General features: G+C 46.7%; 16 protein-coding genes. 7 read left to right on the forward strand and 9 right to left on the reverse strand.

Annotated features, from left to right (window positions below):
- Positions 1 to 10 precede the first annotated feature (10 nt).
- The 3 genes from cfa to LG272_RS04495 all read right to left on the reverse strand — a co-directional run bounded on the left by cfa (position 11) and on the right by LG272_RS04495 (position 2715).
- Positions 11 to 1120 carry a cyclopropane fatty acyl phospholipid synthase gene (gene cfa / locus LG272_RS04485; protein ID WP_404409812.1) on the reverse strand — a complete coding sequence of 370 codons (1110 nt, stop codon included), beginning with the start codon at positions 1118 to 1120 and terminating at the stop codon, positions 11 to 13.
- Between the two features lie 73 nt (positions 1121 to 1193).
- Complete coding sequence (locus tag LG272_RS04490; RefSeq protein ID WP_126760310.1) at positions 1194 to 2366, reverse strand: ammonium transporter; 1173 nt, start codon at positions 2364 to 2366, stop codon at positions 1194 to 1196.
- Positions 2367 to 2376: 10 nt separating this feature from the next.
- Positions 2377 to 2715 (reverse strand): P-II family nitrogen regulator, encoded by a 339-nt coding sequence (locus LG272_RS04495; RefSeq protein WP_126760309.1) that lies wholly within the window; start codon positions 2713 to 2715, stop codon positions 2377 to 2379.
- Between the two features lie 323 nt (positions 2716 to 3038).
- Between LG272_RS04495 and rcsF the strand changes: the two genes are divergently transcribed.
- The 3 genes from rcsF to glpQ are packed head-to-tail and all read left to right on the forward strand — an operon-like array spanning position 3039 to position 5531.
- Positions 3039 to 3401, forward strand: a complete 363-nt coding sequence (rcsF, locus tag LG272_RS04500) for an Rcs stress response system protein RcsF (RefSeq protein WP_404409813.1) — start codon at positions 3039 to 3041, stop codon at positions 3399 to 3401.
- A gap of 25 nt (positions 3402 to 3426) precedes the next feature.
- Positions 3427 to 4470: a cysteine synthase A gene (locus LG272_RS04505; RefSeq protein WP_126760307.1), complete on the forward strand. Its 1044-nt coding sequence runs from the start codon at positions 3427 to 3429 to the stop codon at positions 4468 to 4470.
- The gene (glpQ, locus tag LG272_RS04510) at positions 4467 to 5531 is read left to right on the forward strand and encodes a glycerophosphodiester phosphodiesterase (protein WP_404409814.1); all 1065 of its coding nucleotides are present in this window, start codon (positions 4467 to 4469) and stop codon (positions 5529 to 5531) included. The genes LG272_RS04505 and glpQ overlap by 4 nt, the downstream gene beginning before the upstream one ends.
- Here glpQ and LG272_RS04515 read toward each other — a convergent pair.
- Entirely contained in the window at positions 5509 to 6000 is a 492-nt protein-coding gene (locus LG272_RS04515) for a GNAT family N-acetyltransferase (RefSeq protein ID WP_126760306.1), read from the reverse strand. The two genes, glpQ and LG272_RS04515, sit on opposite strands and share 23 nt — an antisense overlap.
- The gene (locus LG272_RS04520; RefSeq protein ID WP_404409815.1) at positions 6000 to 7463 is read right to left on the reverse strand and encodes a RimK family protein; all 1464 of its coding nucleotides are present in this window, start codon (positions 7461 to 7463) and stop codon (positions 6000 to 6002) included. Before LG272_RS04520 ends, LG272_RS04515 begins: the two co-directional genes overlap by 1 nt.
- Positions 7464 to 7648: 185 nt before the next feature.
- Between LG272_RS04520 and LG272_RS04525 the strand changes: the two genes are divergently transcribed.
- Together LG272_RS04525 and LG272_RS04530 are read left to right on the forward strand one after the other, a co-directional pair.
- Complete coding sequence (locus tag LG272_RS04525; RefSeq protein ID WP_404409816.1) at positions 7649 to 8155, forward strand: TIGR03546 family protein; 507 nt, start codon at positions 7649 to 7651, stop codon at positions 8153 to 8155.
- Positions 8156 to 8161: 6 nt separating this feature from the next.
- Positions 8162 to 9946 (forward strand): TIGR03545 family protein, encoded by a 1785-nt coding sequence (locus tag LG272_RS04530; RefSeq protein ID WP_404409817.1) that lies wholly within the window; start codon positions 8162 to 8164, stop codon positions 9944 to 9946.
- Between the two features lie 52 nt (positions 9947 to 9998).
- Here LG272_RS04530 and LG272_RS04535 read toward each other — a convergent pair whose 3' ends face one another.
- The 3 genes from LG272_RS04535 to LG272_RS04545 are packed head-to-tail and all read right to left on the reverse strand — an operon-like array spanning position 9999 to position 14161.
- Complete coding sequence (locus LG272_RS04535) at positions 9999 to 11174, reverse strand: homoserine O-acetyltransferase (protein WP_126760302.1); 1176 nt, start codon at positions 11172 to 11174, stop codon at positions 9999 to 10001.
- Positions 11171 to 12838, reverse strand: coding sequence for a long-chain fatty acid--CoA ligase (locus LG272_RS04540; RefSeq protein ID WP_404409818.1), 1668 nt, complete (start codon positions 12836 to 12838; stop codon positions 11171 to 11173). The genes LG272_RS04535 and LG272_RS04540 overlap by 4 nt, the downstream gene beginning before the upstream one ends.
- Positions 12839 to 12865: 27 nt before the next feature.
- Entirely contained in the window at positions 12866 to 14161 is a 1296-nt protein-coding gene (locus tag LG272_RS04545) for a GntP family permease (RefSeq protein WP_126760300.1), read from the reverse strand.
- Positions 14162 to 14394: 233 nt separating this feature from the next.
- Here LG272_RS04545 and LG272_RS04550 point away from each other — a divergent pair, with 233 nt between their 5' ends.
- Together LG272_RS04550 and LG272_RS04555 are read left to right on the forward strand one after the other, a co-directional pair.
- The gene (locus LG272_RS04550; RefSeq protein ID WP_126760299.1) at positions 14395 to 16623 is read left to right on the forward strand and encodes a TonB-dependent receptor; all 2229 of its coding nucleotides are present in this window, start codon (positions 14395 to 14397) and stop codon (positions 16621 to 16623) included.
- A gap of 72 nt (positions 16624 to 16695) precedes the next feature.
- The gene (locus LG272_RS04555; RefSeq protein ID WP_404409819.1) at positions 16696 to 17394 is read left to right on the forward strand and encodes a response regulator; all 699 of its coding nucleotides are present in this window, start codon (positions 16696 to 16698) and stop codon (positions 17392 to 17394) included.
- Here LG272_RS04555 and LG272_RS04560 read toward each other — a convergent pair.
- Positions 17372 to 20734 (reverse strand): PAS-domain containing protein, encoded by a 3363-nt coding sequence (locus tag LG272_RS04560; RefSeq protein ID WP_404409820.1) that lies wholly within the window; start codon positions 20732 to 20734, stop codon positions 17372 to 17374. The two genes, LG272_RS04555 and LG272_RS04560, sit on opposite strands and share 23 nt — an antisense overlap.
- Positions 20735 to 20743 lie beyond the last annotated feature (9 nt).

The following is a 20743-nucleotide window of genomic DNA, read 5'->3' on the forward strand; positions in this document are numbered from 1 at the left end:
CCTCGTGCGCTTATGGACGTCGATAACCACCAATCAGATTGGGTTTGCTAAACACCCATTGCCAAACCTGTAAGTCGCGGGCGCGAAAAGCGCCTGCGCAAGACAACAAATAGTATCGCCACATGCGATAAAATGTGTTGTCGTAATGTTCGCTGAGATCTGGCCAAGCGCGTTCGAAGTTTTCGTGCCAGGCCATCAAAGTGGGGTCGTAGTCAGCGCCGAAATTATGGATGTCCTCGGCACAGAGAAGATCGCGAGAGGCAGTGTCGATGTGACTTAAGCACGGTAGCTCGCCATTCGGGAAAATATACTTAGCTATCCAAGGATCAGTGCCACGCACATCGCGATTGCGACCAATAGTGTGCAATAAAAATAGGCCGCTAGGTTGAAGGCAATTTGCTACAACCTCCATGTAGCGGCGATAGTTTTTGTGGCCAACATGCTCAAACATTCCTAGGCTAACAATGGCGTCAAACGATTCGTTGAGCGTGCGATAGTCCTGCAATCGAAACTCTATCGGCAAATTCTCACAAAGTTGCTTGCCAAGTGCTACTTGCTCCTTAGAAACTGTTACTCCGACACATTCAACGCCGTAATTCTCAGCGGCATATTTCATGAAGCTACCCCAGCCACAGCCAATATCGAGAATGCGCATGCCTGGCTTTAATTGTAGCTTTTTACAAACCAGCTCGAGCTTATCAATTTGCGCTTGCTCGAGAGATTGCGCATTTTCCCAATAGCCACATGTATAAACCATGCGTTTATCTAACATGGCTTGGTACAACGTGTTACCGAGATCATAATGATGCTGACCAACCAACCATGAACGTTGGGGGGATTGTAAGTTCAGTATTCGGTTTTTGAGGTAGTGCCAAATAAGCCGGGAGGGTCGAACACGATCGTGAATGCGGCTCGCGAGCAACCGACAAAAAAACACATCCAACTGCTCGCACTCCCAATCGCCTGCCATGTAGGCTTCACCAAGGGCGAGATTGCCACGTGTTAACACGTCCTCAAAAAAAGAAGCGTCGCGCAACTGCATATCCCAAGGCCGATTCCCGTTAATTTGGATATCGGCCAAGGCTAGTAAATCGCTAACAAACATTTGTGCGTTCGCCATGCTACCTCCAGTAACACGATTTATGCACAAGTGTAGTCAAGATCACTGCTTTTGCACGATGGACGGCGTAGCCTTAGCGAGACTTGGATGCGACAAATTCTGGATAGGCTTCAACGCCGCATTCAGAAATATCAGCGCCGATATATTCATGCTCCATTTCGAGACGAATACCGAATGCTCGCGCCAACAACCACCACAACACTAAACTAGTAATAAACACCCAGAGAAAAATAATAACGGCGCCAAGTAACTGAATAGATAAGGTTGCGGTTGCTGATGTAAAACTTGCACATAGCAGGCCATAAAGTCCCGCTATGCCATGAACAGAAATGGCACCTACTGGATCATCAATCTTTAAACGATCGAGCAACACAATGGATATAACCACAATGGCTCCAGCGCCGCCCCCAATCAGTACAGAACTTATTGTGGTTGCCGCTGCTGGTTCTGCAGTAATGGCAACAAGCCCTGCCAGAACGCCGTTCAATATCATGGTGAGGTCGGCTTTGCGCCAAACTAGACGAGTAATAATGAAGGCACAAACGGCTCCTGAAGCAGCCGACAAATTGGTGTTGAGAAAGATGTTGGCAACAGTGTCTGCATTCTCGGCATTATGAATACTCAGGAGTGAGCCACCATTAAAACCGAGCCAGCCAAACCAAAGAATAAGCGTGCCGAGTGCTGCCAGCGGCATATTGGCGCCGGGAATTGGGTAAATAGCGCCGCTATGACCATATTTACCTTTGCGAGGTCCGAGAATAATTACCCCGGCGAGGGCCGCCGATGCGCCTGCCATGTGCACCACACCTGAACCGGCGAAATCGGTAAATCCCATGGCGTTTAAAAATCCACCGCCCCAAGTCCAGTTGCCAACAAGCGGATAAATGATACTTGTCAGAACCACGGTGAAAACCAGAAACATAGATAATTTCATTCGCTCAGCGACAGCACCAGATACTATTGACATAGCCGTTGCAACAAACACCATTTGAAAAAACAAGAAGGCATTAGAGGAATAGTCGGTAGTTTCAGCTTGACCATACATTAGGTGATAACCAATGAATAAGTAACAAAGGCACGCAAGCGCGTACAGTAAGATATTTTTAACGAGTATTTCGGTCGTATTCTTGGTGCGGACGAGTCCAGCTTCCAGCATAGAAAATCCTGCTGCCATCCACATGACTAGCGCCGCACTTAGTAAAATAAATAATGTATCTAAAGCATAACCCAATTCGGTAATTGTCATTTCTAACTCCTTATATCGCGAATTGATCAACTTCACCGGTACGAATTCGAATTACCGTTGAAAGTGGTGTTACGAAGATTTTTCCGTCGCCGGTATTGCCGGTATGGGCGGCATCACGGATAGCATCAATTGCCGCTTCTCGTTGTTCATCGGTAACAGCAATATCAATGCGTATTTTGGGAAGGAAATCGATGCGGTACTCGGCACCTCGATAAAGTTCGGTATGGCCTTTTTGACGACCGAAGCCACGAACTTCGGTGATGGTCATGCCCTGGCAGCCAATTTGCTCTAGTGCTTCACGCACATCATTGAGCTTGGCTGGTTTAATTATGGCGATAACTAGTTGCATGGTTGCTCCTTGATCGAAAGATGACCTGATTTGGTCGTTAGTAGTCTGTTGGTCAACGTCTCTTTAAAAATAAGCAAATGCCATGCCAAGAAATTCGTTAATTAAGACGCTAACATCAGTGAAAATGCAGGATTTTTGCACTACATTGGTGCAGTTTTCTATCAGTAGGCTAAATCTTGCACTGTTAGTAGGCATTGAGCCGCGATGACTTGGGGGGAAGCTCTGACGCATGCGGTTTATGCGGGGATAACATATAATGATTGAATCTTTACAAGAGGCTGTAAGCTCCGTAATGTTAAGCAAAAGAAAACAAAGGTATCGTTATGAAATCTCTATCCTTAGTCGCAGTCCTGTTTATTATCGCTGGTTGTGCGACAAATCAGTCACCAGTGAATGAAGTGGATATTGCTGCGGCAGAAACGGTGGAGTTTATGCGTCCCTATGAGCTGTCCCGTAACGATGTAAGCTTTGTCAGTTTGGGCCGAGTGCAAGGCGAATCATGCCAAGCCAATGTTTTCTCGAGCAAGCCAACCCAACAAGAGGCATTATTGCGCATGAAAGTCGCTGCGGCAGAGCTCGGCGCAAATCGTGTGATTCTACGTCGCTGCCAACAAGACCAAACCGATGAGTGCCGTGCTCGCTGGATTTGCACTGGTGACGCACATCAATCACAGCCGTTACATTAAGTGAATTATTGTAGAAGGAGTCGTCATGCAAGTTGCTAAGCGTTCTGCAGAACTAATCGGGCAAACAGATTTATTGCGATTAAATTCACTTTCAGAGCTAACCGGATGTGATATCTGGGTAAAACTGGAGTCGCAGAACCCTGGTGGTTCAATAAAAGATCGTGCGGCACTGCAAATGATAAAAGATGCCATGGACAAAGGTGAGCTTAAGCCTGGCATGACCATTGTTGAGGGGACAGCTGGAAATACAGGTATTGGCTTAGCTGTTGTGGCGCGTTCGTTTGGTTTGAATATGCTGGCGGTGATGCCGAATGACCAAAGCAAAGAAAAAGAGCGCATGATTACACTGCATGGTGCGCAACTAAAGACGGTCGACCCAGTTCCGTTTAAAAACGAAAACCACTTCTATCATACCGCGCGGCGATTGGCTGAACAAAATGACGAGTATTGGTGGGCGAATCAATTTGAAAACACCAGCAATGCGCGGGCACATTACCTTACAACGGGTCCTGAGATTTGGCAGCAAACCAACGGCAACGTCGATATTCTTGTTTCCGTTGCCGGTACAGGGGGTACCATTGCTGGGTGCTCAATGTTTCTGAAAGAACAGAACCCTGACATTCAAGTTTGGTTAACAGATCCAGATGGCTCAGGTATATACAGCTATCTGAAAACTGGAGAATACGTGAGTCACGGTAGCTCATTTACCGAAGGCATTGGTATTATGCGGTTGGTTGAGAACTTTAAACAGGCACGTATTGATGCGGCGGTAAACTTACCAGACGACGATTTAGTAACGTTATCTCGCTATTTAGTAAATCATGAGGGCTTAGTACTTGGGAGCAGCTCATGCTTAAACGTGGCTGGCGCATTGCAGGCCGCGGTTCTACAAGGGCCCGGTAAATCAATTGTGACGTTTGCTTGTGACCTCGGCGAGCGTTCGGCCAGCAAGTTGTACAACGAAGATTATTTGCAGCAGCGTGGCGTTCGTACCGAACCCGAAGCGATATCTGAATTACTCCGCCGTTATCAGAATCAAGGCGACAAGGTTTGGTATCGCGCACCATGAAAATTAGTACAGGCTTCGGCGTTTTAGTTATCTGCGGTGGATTATTGAGCTCAGTTGGTTGGGCACAACAAGATTCATCTGCGCAAAATGAAATGCCAGAGCAACCGCTCAGCGAAGCAATTGCCACTGAAGACCCAACCAAATCACCGCTCATTATCGCTCACCGTGGGGCATCGGCTTATGCTCCTGAACATTCAGCCGTTGCAGTTGCTTTAGCTCATGCACAGAATGCGAACTACATAGAGCAAGATGTCGTGTTAACGCGTGACCATATTCCCGTTGTATTGCACGATATCATTTTAGATAAAGTCACCAACGTCAAAGAAGTTTATCCAGAAAAGCACCGTCCAAATGGCCACTACTATGTGGTTGATTTTACCTTTTCTGAGCTACAGAAACTGAAGCTGACTGAGCGTAAGAACAAGGATGGTGAGCAACGTTATCCGCAGCGTTTCGCAATGAATAGCGGTGATTTTCGAATTATGTCGTTGGCACAACAAATTGAATTAATTCTGGGTTTAAACCGAACGCGAAATATGAATACGGGGCTCTACGTCGAATTTAAAGCGGCGCGGTGGCACAAAGACCAAGATTATGACGTGGTTCAAGCTACCTTAGGTCTTTTGGCTCGCTATGGATTCAATGAAGCTATTCCCCCTGCACCTATTTTTCTTCAAAGCTTTGATCCCGAAGTGTTACGTCGTTTGAAACGTGAGTTTATGACGACGTTGCCGCTGATACAGTTGGTTGCCGAGAATAGCTGGAACGAGAGTGATATTGATTACAACACCATGCTCACAGCGGCCGGATTGGAAACGCTGCGAAGCTATGCTGATGGCGTTGGCATATGGCTAAATCACATTTACTTAGGGCTTGATGAACAGGGCGAGCCTAAATTCTCAAATGTTGTTCAGCATGCCCAAGAGGCAGGGTTAAAGGTTCACGTGTATACCTTGCGTGCTGACGACTTACCTGAAGGTGTCGAAAGTTATCAGCAACTAAAACAGTGGTTAACCGACTTAGGCGTTGATGGCGTTTTTACCGATTTTCCTGATTTGTAGCGTCGGTAAAGCTCACGCGCATTCGATAACCGTCGGTGCCATCGTCATAATACCCCGGCAGCAAATCAATTACGGCAAAGTTTAATTTCTCGTACAGCCGTATCGCGGCACTATTATCCACCTTAACTTCGAGGCCCAGACTTATCGCACCGTGTTTTTGCGCAGTGTGAATCGCATGCTCCAACAGCACGCGACCAAGCCCTGAACCACGTGCCTCAGGCGCCGCCGCAATTGAATAGAGCCGCCATCGACGGCTGTTTTTGCGGGTTAGAAGGAGGTAATAACCAATCAGTTGGCCATTTTCGCTAGTGCAAACGTAAATATGCGCACTCGTTCCCTTCAGCAGACGCCGAAAGCTCCGAGCGCCCATTCGACTGTAATCAAAGCAGCGCTCTTCTAATCCAACAAGGCTCTGAACATCATCTAAAGTTGCCGCGCGAATGTGCCAACGAGGGCCTGTGTCGCTCATTATTTTTCATCCAGTCGGCGCGCAAAATCTCGCATAATGATGTGGTAAAGCTCATCGCCTAATAATAAGTCTTCAACGCCTGAATCAATCGATGGATTATCGTTAATTTCGATGATGACTGGGCCTTTGTCTGTGACTTTCATATCAACACCATATAACCCATCACCAATTAAACGTGTTGCCTGCAAGGCGGTTTTCACAACATCTTTTGGTACTTGATGCACGCCAACCGTTTCAAAGCCACCGGACTTCGCACGACTGGTGGTGCTCGCATGATTGTAAATCTGCCAATGATTACGCGCCATGAAGTACTTACAGGCGTAAATAGGGCGGTTATTCAATATGCCAATGCGCCAGTCAAAATCTGTTTTAACGAATTCTTGGGCTAACAAAATCGTCGATTTGTTAAATAGCTCTGCTGCAACTTTTTTCAATTCTTCTTCTGATTCTGCTTTTTCTACACCAATAGAGAACGAGCCATCTGGAATTTTCAATACAACCGGATAACCGAGGCGTTTACCGATATCGCCGTAATCAATGTCTTGCTGACTTAATAACAACTCAGTACGTGGCGTTGGAATACCGTGTTTATCAAGTAACTCTTTCAGAAAGACTTTATTCGCGCACTGTAGAATCGAGTGTGGCGCATCAATAACTACCATGCCGTTTGCTTCTGCCTTTTTGGCAAAGTGATAGGTGTAATGGTTAATGCGTGTTGTTTCACGAATGAATAGCGCGTCAAACTCTAACAAACGGTTGTAATCATCCGCAGTAATCAATTCGGCATCAATGTCAGCCTCTTTGGCTGCCTTGATAAATTTCTGCAGCGCTTTTTTGTCACTGGTCGGAATCGGCTCGTCTGGGTCATGCAATATCGCTAAATCGTAACGGTATTCTTTCGGTGCTCGAGCCTTGCGCCATACTCGTTTGCTGAAGTTATCGAGTGCATCACCAAAAAACGTCTGTTGCGCATCGGACAACTCAGGTAGTGCACCGGCAACTAACTGATTGATGAACCAACGGCCTTGATAGCTGAACTCAACCCACATTATCGGACACGGATAACGGTCAAACATTTGGCGCGCAAAACTGCTTAAAAGAGGTTCTTCGGTTTGACCAAAGCAAATAAGAATGCGTACAGGTAATGATTTGTCAGCATTCGTTAAAAATTTATTCAGCTGCTTATCCGAATTCGCAAGCAACAACTGGTAGTGGCTGAAGTTCGCTAAGTCGTTGATGGTTGTTACAGACGGCAGAACTCGCTGGCCTCGCGCCTCAGCTAACAAACTGACGTAATAGCCGGTCGACAAATAACTTAAATCACCGCACAAATTTAAAATTTGTGTGCGACTTTTGCTAGATGACTGTAGTAAGTATTCACTTGCGGTAACCGTAGCTTGGCTCGGGTAGTACGGTTGCCAATCGGTGATATCGTCAAGAATGATTAAAGCTGCGTTTTGCATAGTGGCTCCAGAGCGAAATTGCCGCGCATTTTTATGCCTATTTTGAGCAAATTACAATAGTTTCGAGAGATATATTTTTGTAATTTTTTCCATCTCTTTTTTTGTAAAAAAGACGTTGAAAAATAGCCGAATTAATTTAGGTAAGCTATTCTTGTGCTTACAAATATAGTTCGGAGTATGTTGTTATGCTTACATTACTGGCAAAATTTTTAAAGGCGCTCAACTCTGAGTCCGGAGCTTGGGCATTAGCTTTTGCCTTTGTCCTCGGTATGATGATGGGCTTTACGCCACTTTGGCGCCTGCATAATCTAGCAATACTGCTTATTGCATTACTGTTTCGCATTAACCTTACCGGATTTATTTTAAGTTTTGTCATTTGTTCAGGAATTGCGTATTTACTTGATCCTTGGTTCCACCAATTCGGTTTTTACTTGCTCTCCAGCGAGAGTTGGCAACCGCTGTGGCAATCCATGTATCAGTCAGCGTTTTGGCGCGTGCTGCAATTCCATCACAGCATAACCTTGGGCAGCTTTATTATCAGCCTTGCCTTTGCGCCATTTCTATTGATTACGAGTTTCTTCATCATCACCCAGTATCGTTCGCGCATCCAAACTTGGTTTAATAAATTGAAGCTGGTGCAAATGCTAAAAGCGAACCGTTTTTGGGCCATTTACTCAGATTTGCGGGGGTAAGCTGGTATGCCTACAAAAACACAGAAGAATACAGTTCGTCCGAGTGCCATTCGCTGGACTGGGCTAAGTGCTTTTATCATTATTTGCGCATTGTTAATGGCGTTCTCCTGGCTTCTGCTCGATACCATTATCAAATGGACCTTAGAGCGCTCTATTGGCACATTAAACGGTGCGGAAGTAAACATTAGTCAAGTTGAACATCGCTGGAGCCCGCTGGGTTTGAAAATTACCGGTATTCAGGTAACAGATCCTGCAGAACCAGAGTTTAACCGTTTGGTAATCGGCGATGTCACTGGCGAGATAAACGTCGAACAATTACTGCTTGGTCGTTTCCATTTTGAAAATGTTGTCAGTAGCGGTATTCGCGTTCATCAACAACGTTCGACGCCGGGTGAAGTTTATCAGCTACCCGACAAGCAAGATGTTAAAGATTGGACCAAAGGTGGCTTAGCTAAATTGAATCTATCAATGCCAAATGTTGACGACATTATTGCGCGCATTGATCTGCAAACCCCTGCTGCAATTGATCAGGCAAAAGCAAGCATTGCTGAACAAAAAGCGGTGTTAGAGGAGGCTCGGAATAGCTTACCCAGTGCGGAAGACTTAAAAGCCTATGAAGCTGAATTGAAAAAAATCACTGAAGCTGAAATAAAAACGCCGCAGCAGTTCCAAGAAAAGCGGGAAGAGTTCAACGCTCTAAAAGAAAAATTTGAAGCCGACAGAGCTCGAGTGAAAGAGATTAAAGCGCGCGCCTCGACAGCGCTTGATACCTTGAAAGCCGATTTTGAGACTGTCAAAAATGCGCCGCAGCAAGATTTAGAGCGAGCTCAGCAACTGATGCAGTTAAATAGCGAAGGCCTAAGTGAAATTACTGCTGTGTTGTTTGGCGAACAGATGCGCCAGTGGAGTCAATACATGTTGCTGGCATATGAACAGTTGGCGCCAATGCTAGCGCGTTCAGCTGATGAGACTCTGGTAAAGCCGCAACGTGGTGAAGGTATCTGGTTTGAGTTTAGTGATGCCAACGAGCCGCCGTCGTTTTTGATTAAAAAAGCAAAAACAGAGTTTGCTTGGGGCGAAACCGTACTTGATGTGAATTGGGCGAATATTACCCATCAGCATGAACAACTTGGCCAGCCAACAACATTTATGGCACGCGCAGACAATTCTAGTTTATGGCAAGCCTTGAATTTAAACGGAGAGCTGGCGCTGACTGCAGCAGGTATTGACGCTAAACAGCAGTGGCAAGTAAAAGGCATTCAACTTGATAATCTGAAACTTAGCGAGCAAGCTGAATTTATTGCCACCTTAGCGGCGGCTTTGCTTGATTCGGAAGGTGAAGTATCGCTGCGAGATAATCTGTTTGATGGTGGCGCCACGGTTCGTCTTGCGAATATGCAAGTGGAAGCGAAAGCACAAAACCGCTGGACTGAAGTCATCGCTTCGGCACTTCGGCAGTTGAATCGCTTGGATATCAACGCTGATATTCAGGGCTCACTAAACGCCCCTGAGCTCTTGTTCAGTTCTGATCTTGATCGTCAACTAGGTAGTGCTCTGCAAGCCGCAGCTGTTGATGCAGGTAAAACCGAGTTAGCAGGGTTAAAGTCTAAGTTGCAGGAGCAATCTGGTGGCTTCCTTGGCGAAAACCAAGATGTTTTAGAGAATTTATCGTCGGTACTGGGTGATGCCAACCAGCGTGATGCGAAATTACAAGAAATGTTGAAAGCGAAATTTGAAAATCAGCTAGAAGATAAACTCAAAGACCGCTTAAAAGGCGTCTTGGGCGGTTAATCAAAAACACCAGAAAAAACACCGGCTGCAGCCGGTGTTTTTTTCTAACAACTTAATTATTTATAAAGTCGGCAAGTTCAGTGGCTTTGGACTGAATATTGTAGACACCGTCTAGGTGACCAAAATTGCCATCAATTTCCGCATACTGCGGTGATTTGCCTTGCTCTTTAAGTGTTTCTACCGCCTGTTTCGCTAGGTATGGCTGCAGTAACAAGTCATTCTTAGCTGGCAGAAATAATGTCTTGGCGCGCACTTTGCTTAAACCTTTAGCAAGATCTTCTTCATGACCAGCGACAAAAAGCTGGTTGGCTCTAACCAGATACAAAATGTGATTCGCATCGGCTAGCGGTGCATTTTTAGCTGCGGCCCCAAACCAAAAATCGGTTGCCGGTAAGCCATTGGTTACGCTTTCGAGTGCAGCTGCAGGAAGTGTATCTTGTTTCGGTGATGATTGATTGAACGCAACCGGATGCATGGCTTGCTGAGTGATCATCGTGAGCGTATTGGCTAAGCCTTGCAATGGTGCTTCACCCTCGTAATAGTTGCCGTTATTCCAGTGCGGGTCGAGTTTGATGGGGCGAGCCCAATGCTCCAAGGCAGTAATAGTCCACGCATCCATCGCGCCGGCACCAATCACAGAAACCATCCGTTCTACCATGTCTGGATACGCCGCCGCCCATTCAAGTGCCTGTAGCGAGCCCATCGAAGCGCCAACTACTGCATGCAGTTTTTCAATGCCTAAACTTGTGAGCAGCGCATGTTGGACATTGACAAAATCACGAATCGTGACCACTGGAAAATCTAACCCATAAGGTTTACCTGTCTCGGGATTAATTGAGGCAGGGCCGGTAGTAGTTACGTGAGGCAAGTGCGGGAATGCATTGACTAAGGTGTCAGAGCTAAGCACATAATATTTATCGGTATCGATGGCTTTCCCGGGACCAATAATAGCGTCCCAATAACCAGGCTGCGGATCGTCGGGGGTATATTTGCCGGCCGCATGACTGTTACCCGAGAAAAAATGAGTAATCAGAATCACGTTATCTTTTGCTTCGTTGAGTTCGCCGTAGGCTTCCCAACCAACGGTTACTTCAGGAATAACCTCACCGCTAACTGTGGCAAAATCTTTTGTCGTAAAGCTTTTCTTCTGCACTAAAAGTTCACTCGAATGAGCTGAGCTCATTGAAGAAACCGCAACGATTAAAATCAGTGTAATCAACCGAATCATGCTGATTGCTCCAGTAAATAGTTGAGATACTGCTTGCGCAGTTCATTTTTTATGAGTTTACCTGTTCCGGTGTGCGGTAAACTCTCGACAACAACAATGTCATCAGGCATCCACCACTTGGCAATTTTGCCTTCTAAAAACTTATAGATATCTTGCTTGTCAATGTCGTGGCCCTTGTTGGGTACTACGAGTAACAACGGGCGCTCGTCCCATTTGGGGTGCTTGACCCCAATCACACAACTCTCATTGATAGCGGCGTGTTGGCTGGCAATATTCTCGATATCAAGTGAGCTAATCCATTCACCACCGCTCTTTATCACATCTTTTTTCCGGTCAACCACTTTCATGTAGCCGTGAGCGTCAATGACGGCGATATCGCCGGTAGCAAGCCATCCGTCAGCAAATACCTCTGGGTCATCACGACGGTAGTAGCTGCTGGCAATCCAGGGGCCGCGAACTTTCAACTCCCCAGACGCCACGCCATCGTGTGGAAGCGGTTGACCTGCCGCATCAAATATTTCCATATCCACGCCAAAGCAAGCGCGTCCGGCGGTGGTTTGAATGGTATAACGCTCGCTAGCCGGTAGCGCCTTCAATTCAGCCGTAGGCGGCGCTGAACAGGCAAGCGGTCCGGTTTCGGTCATGCCCCAAATGGGTTGCCAATACACATCGTATTTTTCGTCGTAGGTTTTCACTAGACCTAGGGGGGACGCAGCACCGCCCACACAAACCCGCTCAAGTGAAGGAACATCAAGCTGGTGTTCGCTCAGGAAGTTATGAAGCGTTAACCAAATAGTCGGCACGCCCAAACCAACAGTGACTTTTTCTTTGCTGATGAGTTCATGCATGTCGGCACCGCTCATGCCGGCGCCCGGAAGCACCAATTTACACCCGGCTAATGGCGCGGCGTAAGGGGCACCCCAAGCGCCAACGTGATACATCGACACCATTGGCATCAATACTGTGTCGGTTCGCAGGTCTAAGAGCTCAGCGCTCATCGTTGCTTGTGCATGTAAAACGGTCGAGCGATGCGAGGTTAAAACGCCTTTCGGATTGCCCGTGGTGCCCGAGGTATAACACAGCAGCGCTGCGGTATTTTCCGAAAAAACAGGCCAATCAAACTGCGAAGTTTGGTTTGCTAACAAGTTTTCGTAATTGTGAACCGGTAGCCAAATATGATCGAGCTGCGGTTGCCGCTCTGCATCGCTAAGAATCACAACACCTTTAACGGTTTTAAGGTCGTTGGCAAACTCGTCAAGCAAGGGGACAAAGCTTGAATCAACGAATAGCCAACTCGCTTCGGCATCATCCAAAATCCATTTAATCTGCTCGGCAATGAGTCGCGGATTCACGGTATGTATCACTGCGCCAATACCGCTCACCGCATAATACAACTCAACATGTCGATAGGTATTCCAAGCCAGTGTCGCAACACGATCGCCCGCTTCTATCTCAAGACCTTTCAGCGCATGCGCAAGCTGGCAGGTTCGTTTATAACAATCATGATAAGTGTAGCGATGAATGTCACCTTCAAGGCGCCGCGACACAATCTCTTGTTGTGGGTGGCGACGTATGGCATGACGTAGCAAGTCAATGATCATTAACTGACTATGTTGAACGTCACCATGTAAATGAGAAGCGGTGCTGGTCGATACTTCAAACATAACAAGCCTCAGTGATGAACGAGTTTATTAGAACCATATGAACAGACCAATAGCGACCGCTAACCCGACAAACGGAACCACGACGGTCACTGCGGCGACCGGCCAATAGGCGGCTTGATGGGTTTCTTTACAGATACCGCGAATGGTGGTGACGACGTAACCGTTGTGCGGCAGCGAATCGAGCGCGCCGGAAGAGATCGCGACAATGCGGTGCAATTGGTCAGGATTCACGCCAGCATCAATATAATGCGGACCAAGTACCGGCAGAGCAATGGCTTGACCACCAGAGGCAGAACCGGTTAAGCCGGCAATTACACTCACGGCAACCGCTGCACCGACAAGCTCATTACCGGGCAGGCTCGTCATCATGGCAACCGCTTGTTCAAAGGCTGGCGTCACTTTTGCGATGCTACCAAAGCCAACAACTGCTGCCGTATTACCGATTGCAACTAAAGCACCGGTTGAAGCCTCAGTGAGCGCTTGGGAAATATTCTGGAAGTACTTATGGTTGATAATGGCGATGGCGAGCACGCCACCTGAAAGCGCAATAATCAATGCATTTTGTTTCAGTTCTTCGTGAAACATAAAGCTCAAAGCGAGTACCACTATTAAAGGCACCAACCCACTGATAGGACTAGGTAACTTGCGCTCGAGATTCTTCGGATCATCATGGCGTGCCTCAAAACACTCGCCATTTGCCACGGCGCGGCGAATCAGTTTATTCAGCCACCAGTACCCAAACAATGCCATCAAAATTGCAACGAATAAACTAACTTCCCACGCGGCATAGGGCGAGGTGCCTAAAAACTCAATCGGAATCCAGTTTTGAATTTCTGGCGAGCCAGCTGAGGTCATGGTAAACGTTACTGAACCAAAAGCTAATGCAGCAGGAATAAAGCGCCGCGGTAAGTTGGCATCTTTAAATAACGAAAGAGCCATTGGGTAGACAGAAAAGGCGACCACAAACACACTCACGCCACCGTAAGTCAAAATGGCACAGGCAAGTACAACCGCTAGCATGGCCTGCTTGCGACCAAGTTTATCAATGATCCATTTGGCCACGCTGTCGGCAGCACCGGTATCTTCCATAAACTTGCCGAAAATAGACCCCAGCAAAAACATGAAAAACCAAGAGGCCACAAAGCCTGAAAAGCCGCTCATATAAGCGCTCACGAAATTTAAATCGCCCTGAAATAAGGGCACGTTGCTACAAAGCGCAACAAGCACAGCGCAAAGTGGTGCGCTAATAAATAAGTTCATTCCTCGCAAAGTCAGAATGATGAGCAGGGTTAAGCCCCCAACTAGTCCTATCATGCTTAACATGCATTACCTCTTTAAAGGTTGGTTTCAGGAGTGCCATGACCTGAACTGCTGCATTGATGTGACGTATCATGCTGCAAGCGCACTTTTTTTTACATAGTACTAACGTACAGAATACAAAAGCAAAACTTTAGGCTAGGGTACATAGGCCATGACAACAGTTAGCTTTCGTTGCACTGAAAATTATTAAAACAAACAGCATACAAAACAACTTAACAATCCGGGAGAACGACATCATGAGTCAACCCATTTTTCGCCGCTCATTACTTGCGATGACCATTGCTTCGGTAATGGCGATGCCAGCCTATGCGCAGCAAGAACAGGCCAATGAAGACGAAATGCAAGGCCTTGAACGCATTGAAGTAACTGCGCGTCGTAAAACTGAAAGTCTGCAAGAAGTTCCGGTATCGGTATCTTCATTTGGTGCTGGTGACCTTGAAGAAATCGGTGTTGAAGATATCACCGAACTCCAACAGCGCATTCCAAATGCCACAATTCAGGTCAGCCGCGGTACGAATTCAACGCTTACCGCCTACATTCGTGGCGTCGGTCAGCAAGATCCGTTATGGGGCTTTGAGCCAGGCGTTGGGGTATACATTGATGATGTTTATATTGCCCGTCCTCAGGGTGCGGTGCTTGAAGTGTTTGATATTGAGCGTATTGAAGTATTGCGTGGTCCGCAGGGTACGCTGTATGGAAAAAATACCATTGGTGGCGCGTTAAAATATGTCACCAAGGAATTAACGGGTTATAACGAGTTGTCGGTACAGGGTGCCATTGGCAGCTATAACCAGCGCGATCTAAAAATCTCAGGTCAGACGGCTCTCACTGATAACTTCTTTGTTGGTGGTGCCATTGCATCATTGCAACGCGACGGTTTTGGTACGTATTTAAATACCGGCGACGAGAACTACAACAAAGACTTACTGACCTATCGATTATCTGCGAAATGGTTGATCAACGAGACCATGGATTTGAAATTCTCGTACGACAACACAGAAGATGAATCGAATTCGAAGGGTGCACATCGCTTACTGACAAGTACTGTGACTGGTCAAGAGCCACTGGATAATGTGTACGATTCGAACACTGCTATGCCGGTCGATAACCTAGTGGAAACTGAAGGCTGGTCGTTGATTTATAACTGGGATATCAATGCAGAGTGGGGCTTCAAATCGGTTACTGCTGGTCGCGAAGGTTACACCAATACCAACATCGATTTTAACTCGACTGGTGAGCCTATTTTCATGGTTCCGGCCATTTATGAAGACGAGCAATTTACCCAAGAATTCCAAGTAAGCTACACCAACAACGACAACTTCGATTTTGTCGGTGGGGTGTATTTCTATGATGGCGAAGCTTGCGGTGTGTTCGGTACCGTATTACCAATGTACCTAGAAGCTTTAGGCGGGGTGACGGTTGATAACGGCGGCTGCGTTCAAACCGATAGTTTTGCTGTGTTTGGCCAAGGTAACTATCAAATGACCGATGACCTGACGTTGACGGTTGGCGGTCGTTACACCAAAGATGAAAAAGAAGCGGACGTATACCGTTACACCTATTTGGGTGTGCACTTCATCAACCGTGATCCAGCTGATAGCTTTGGCGACCCATTTGCTGTGAACTCAGAGTTCACCACCAAAGCCGATTGGAGCCGGTTCTCACCACATGTTGCCTTGAACTATAAAGTTTCTGACGATGTGATGGTATATGGTAGTTACAGTAATGGTTTCAAATCTGGTGGCGTGGATATGCGTGCCGATCAATCATTAAACCCAACCATCAACGAACCGTATGATCCTGAAATTGTTGATACTGTTGAATTCGGTGTGAAGTCTGAATTATTAGACGGTCGTATGCGTTTGAACAGCGCTATCTTCTATTCTGATTATCAAGACATGCAAGTTACCGTGCAACGTGTTGTGCCGGCAGGTATTTCGTCACAAGTATTAAACGCTGGTGAATCAACGGTAAAAGGTTTTGAAGTTGAATCCGTATTTGCGGCAACCGACACCTTAAACTTCACCGCGATGCTTGGTTATATCGACGCCGAATTCGACTCGGTGGTTTATGAAGAGCCGGCAACCGGTGAAACCACAGATGTTACCGACGCTTGGTCGTTCCAGAATACACCTGAGCTAACTTATAGCCTCGGTTTCAATAAAACCTTTGAAACAGCGGTTGGCGAAATTGTTTGGTCAGCAAACTATGCTTATCGTGATGACGTGCAGATGTTTGAAGCACCATCACCGCTTGATCAAGATGGCTACGGTTTATTGAATACCAGCGTGGTTTGGTACTCTGATAGTGGCAACTGGAATGTTGGTTTACACGGAAAGAACTTAACTGACGAAGAATATCGTGTTGGTGGTTACAACTTTGGACCAACCTTCGGCGATGATGCTGTTGTCGGTTATTACGGTGATCCACGTACTGTTTCCCTGGCTGTGGGGTATAAGTTTTAATCCAACCCCACGCAGTGGTTACCTGCAGGATAAGGCAGGTAACCACTGACTTTTCTCTGCGGACGCGCTAGCATGGCTACATCAGTAAAAAATTCCATAGGTTTCACCATGGCGCGAGCAATCATTGCAGATGATCATCCATTATTTCGAGCAGCTTTAAAGCAAGCCCTGCTCGAAACTCTCGAAGCTCCAATTTTGGAAGTTGCCTCGTTTGACCAATTACTTGAAGCCATAGAACAGCAACCGCAAGTTGAGTTGGTGCTTTTGGATTTGACCATGCCAGGCAATCGCGGTTTAACCGGACTGACCTCACTACGAAGCCGTTACCCTGATATTCTTGTGGTGATTGTTTCAGCGAATGAACAATTACAAACGATTCGGCAAGCCATGGCCTTTGGTGCAAGTGCTTATATTCCGAAATCGATGCCTCTCGTCGAGTTGCAACAAGCTGTTCATACTGTATTAGCTGGTGATACTTGGCTTCCTGAACATTTGCGTGATGCGGTAGAAGCTGAAGCTTCTGAGCAACATGTTGATTTCGCACAACGATTAGAGCAACTAACGCCGCAGCAGTTTCGCGTTTTGGAGTGCCTAGCTGATGGGCTACTGAACAAGCAAATAGCCTTTGAGCTGAATGTGCAAGAAACGACAATCAAACAACACGTGTCGGCAATCTTGAGAAAGCTCAACGTGATCAACCGTACACAAGCAGGCATCCTCTTTAAACAAATGCTCAATGCGAGTGAGTTTAGCGACGTATCAGACGTTTAATCAGGCGTTTCAAGGCGGCGGTTTTTATCGGTTTTGGTGTAAATAAAGCAGATTTAGCAATCACTTGCTCGCGCACCGTTTCGTCAGGGTCTGCGGAATTGATAATTGCTGCAATGTTAGCATCATCAAAATGCTCGCGAACAGCTTCAAGTACTGCAATACCGGTATCCTGATTGTCTAAGTGATAATCAAATACCAGCAAATCAGGTTGATGGCTTTGCCACGGTAACTGATCACGGTTCGTCGCGACAAATACATTGGCCCCCCAATGCGAAAACAGTTGCTCCATGGCTTGTAGTACTTGTGCATCATTGTCGAGTAACCAAACTACCGTGTTATCTAAGAAACGTTCGGTACTTGTTGCATGCTGTCGTGGCGCAGAAGGTATCGCTTTTTGCCAGGTGACATGACTGAGAGATAATGTGAATACCGTTCCTTTGTTCACCGTCGATTCAAGAGATAAAGGAATTCCAAGCAGCCGACACATCCGCTCAACAATGGCTAACCCAAGGCCGAGTCCGGGGTTATCACCGTGATGACTCACTTGATGAAACTCACGGAATATTTTATCTCGTTGATCAGCAGGTATACCGCGTCCCGTATCAAAGATTTTCAACTGAGCCGTATCGCCATAACGTTTTACGCCAATTAAAACTTTGCCTTTATCGGTGTAACGAACGGCATTAGAAAGTAAGTTTTGAATAATGCGACTAATCATTTTTCGATCAGTGTATAGCTGTGCATGCGTCGTGACATAATGAACTTCGAGGTTTTTCTCAGCAGCAATAATGCGCTGGCTTTCCACCAGGGGCTGAATAACGTCATGAAGTGCAATGTGTTGTTTCGTAACTGGTAAATTACCAGCCTCAAGTCGCGTCATTTCCAGCAGCATGGTCAGAAGTTCTTCCGCATTTTGTAACGATTGCTGAATCTGTCGAGAGAGCTTCGCCGAATCGCCGTCTAAGCGTTGCGTAAGCATGTCGCAAAATAATGTTGCGGCATTAAATGGTTGCATTAAATCGTGACTCACTGCGGCAAAAAATCGTGATTTACTTTGGTGCGCACGTTCTTCCGCTTGCTTTGCTTCAAGCAACTGAGCGGTTCGATCAGCAACACGCTGCTCTAATTCAAGATTTACTTTTTCAAGCGCGCGTTGCGCCTCAACGAGCTCGGTGATGTCGGTGTAGGTAGTAACAAAACCGCCACCTGGCATCGGTGCACCTTGTAGCTCGATCACGTGGTCGCCTTGCTGACGTTGATAACGGTAGGCACTGCCTTGACGAAGATAATTCAAACGTTTTTCAACTTCATCATCGAGATCGCTATCAGCTCCGGTATGAATCAAGCCGCGTTTCGCGTTATAGCGGAGTAAATCGGCTACCGGCATACCAGCCTGTAAAAAACCAGGAGGATAATCGAATACTTCAACATAGCGATGATTCCAAGCTACTAATCTTAAATCTTGATCTATAACGCTAATGCCTTGAGGAATATTCTCAACAGAGGCTTGCAATAATTCGCGATTAAACTTGTACAATTGTGAAGCTTCAGTGGCCCAAGTCACTACTTGGGCTATGGGCACTGATGGTTGCTGCGTCACGGTATCCAATAGAATCCGACTCGCTGCACTACCAATCACCGCCGACAATTCGCGCTCAATGCGCGCTAAAAGCACGCCAGGAACAAGTTCCTCAGCATGGTCAATGGTTAAATCATGATTTAATCGTTCGCTTAACCGTTCGAGCTCAACCGAATCAAAGAAGCGCGCTAGCAGCTGACGTAAACGGCCCCAAGAAATAGGTTGATGTTGATAAAGCTCAGCATGTCCGCCGGTTGGATCGGTAAATAAACGGCGTTGCTGTTGTTCAACGTCACTCGATTTAATACCGAGCGAAGCCAGCACATAAATGAGCAAATTAAGCCCCAAACTCACGAGCACACCAAAGCTAAGCTCGGTGTCAGAAAGTCCACGGTTTAACTGAATTGATGGTAAAAACAATAACCACAGCCACAAAGCGGTGCCGGCGGCAATACCAATACTGGCACCAGCATAGTTGCCACGTTGCCAAACAATTCCTCCTAGCAGCGCAGGCGCTAACTGAGCTAGTAGCGCTAACGAGAGAAGACCAGCATTAACCAGCGGCAAATTCGCTTCGGTAAGTTTATGAAAGCCAAAAGCTAGAATAATAATGATGGCAATGGTGGTGCGGCGTATGGCCAGGATTCGTTGCGACGTAAACGACACATTGCGTAATTTTCTTTTGGTCGCTTTTAGCCAAAATGGCATAACGACATCGTTCGACATCATAATACTGAGCGCTAACGTGGCGATGATGACCATACTGGTGGCTGATGCTAAGCCACCAACAAATGCGACAGTGGTCACAAGGGGCTGATCAGCCTCAAGCAACAAGGTGATCATAAAGGTATCAGTTTGTGCCGCTTCAGGTACTAACAAAAGGCCAGCTAATGCGATTGGTAAAATAAATAAGTTGATGGCAAACAAATAAAGCGGAAAAGCCCAGCGTGCGGTTCTTAATTCCTCAGGGTCAGTATTCTCAATATAGCTAACGTGAAACTGGCGAGGTAAACAGAACATCGAGATTGCACCCAGCAAAATGTGGGTAACATAAACAAATGCACCTTGCTCACGCCCTGCGAGAATGGTACTGATTTCGGCAGTTTGAGAGGCCTGTATAAAGACGTCGGCAAGGCCGTCGAACATCGCATAACTAACGAACGCACCAACGCCCATGAACGCTAATAATTTTACTACCGATTCGAATGCAACGGCATCCATTAGGCCCGAATGCTGTTCGGCCAAACTCATTCGACGGGTACCGAATAAAATAGCAAACATCATCATGGCAAGCGCAACGAGGGCAGCCACATCACCAAACCATGGCAAAGGTTTATCTGCGAGCCCAGTGACGGCAGCAAAACTCCCCGTTACAGCGCGTAATTGCAATGCGATGTACGGCACAATGCCAATTAACGCAATTAACGCGACAGTGACAGCGAGTGTCGGTGATTTGCCATAACGGTGGCTAATAACATCGGCAATAGATGTCAGGTTCTGCTGCTTACATACGTGTAGAAGTCGCATTTGAATGCGATGAGCAAACAAAAACACCAGCATGGCACCGACATAGGTGGGTGCAACCGACCAACCGTAATAAGCCGATTGGGTAATGGTGCCGTAGAACGCCCATGTGGTGCAGTGGATGCCCTGAGCCAGAGCGTAGCGATAAGGTTTGATCTGATTCGGCGGCTTGCGTTCACCGCGGTAGGCTATGCTGTATAGAACAGCGATGTAGATAACCGCAATGAGTATTGCCATGCCGGTACT

It is taken from the genome of Pseudidiomarina marina, from assembly GCF_044807045.1.
Lineage (GTDB): Bacteria > Pseudomonadota > Gammaproteobacteria > Enterobacterales > Alteromonadaceae > Pseudidiomarina > Pseudidiomarina marina.

What these genes read in the sequence shown, in the direction of transcription:
- LG272_RS04490 (WP_126760310.1), bottom strand. Translation starts at nt 2,366, where the DNA reads ATGACAATTACCGAATTGGGTTATGCTTTAGATACATTATTTATTTTA.
- LG272_RS04525 (WP_404409816.1), top strand. Translation starts at nt 7,649, where the DNA reads ATGCTTACATTACTGGCAAAATTTTTAAAGGCGCTCAACTCTGAGTCC.
- LG272_RS04530 (WP_404409817.1), top strand. Translation starts at nt 8,162, where the DNA reads ATGCCTACAAAAACACAGAAGAATACAGTTCGTCCGAGTGCCATTCGC.
- LG272_RS04505 (WP_126760307.1), top strand. Translation starts at nt 3,427, where the DNA reads ATGCAAGTTGCTAAGCGTTCTGCAGAACTAATCGGGCAAACAGATTTA.
- glpQ (WP_404409814.1), top strand. Translation starts at nt 4,467, where the DNA reads ATGAAAATTAGTACAGGCTTCGGCGTTTTAGTTATCTGCGGTGGATTA.
- LG272_RS04495 (WP_126760309.1), bottom strand. Translation starts at nt 2,715, where the DNA reads ATGCAACTAGTTATCGCCATAATTAAACCAGCCAAGCTCAATGATGTG.
- cfa (WP_404409812.1), bottom strand. Translation starts at nt 1,120, where the DNA reads ATGGCGAACGCACAAATGTTTGTTAGCGATTTACTAGCCTTGGCCGAT.
- LG272_RS04550 (WP_126760299.1), top strand. Translation starts at nt 14,395, where the DNA reads ATGAGTCAACCCATTTTTCGCCGCTCATTACTTGCGATGACCATTGCT.
- LG272_RS04560 (WP_404409820.1), bottom strand. Translation starts at nt 20,734, where the DNA reads ATGGCAATACTCATTGCGGTTATCTACATCGCTGTTCTATACAGCATA.
- LG272_RS04540 (WP_404409818.1), bottom strand. Translation starts at nt 12,838, where the DNA reads ATGTTTGAAGTATCGACCAGCACCGCTTCTCATTTACATGGTGACGTT.
- LG272_RS04545 (WP_126760300.1), bottom strand. Translation starts at nt 14,161, where the DNA reads ATGTTAAGCATGATAGGACTAGTTGGGGGCTTAACCCTGCTCATCATT.
- LG272_RS04520 (WP_404409815.1), bottom strand. Translation starts at nt 7,463, where the DNA reads ATGCAAAACGCAGCTTTAATCATTCTTGACGATATCACCGATTGGCAA.
- rcsF (WP_404409813.1), top strand. Translation starts at nt 3,039, where the DNA reads ATGAAATCTCTATCCTTAGTCGCAGTCCTGTTTATTATCGCTGGTTGT.
- LG272_RS04555 (WP_404409819.1), top strand. Translation starts at nt 16,696, where the DNA reads ATGGCTACATCAGTAAAAAATTCCATAGGTTTCACCATGGCGCGAGCA.
- LG272_RS04515 (WP_126760306.1), bottom strand. Translation starts at nt 6,000, where the DNA reads ATGAGCGACACAGGCCCTCGTTGGCACATTCGCGCGGCAACTTTAGAT.
- LG272_RS04535 (WP_126760302.1), bottom strand. Translation starts at nt 11,174, where the DNA reads ATGATTCGGTTGATTACACTGATTTTAATCGTTGCGGTTTCTTCAATG.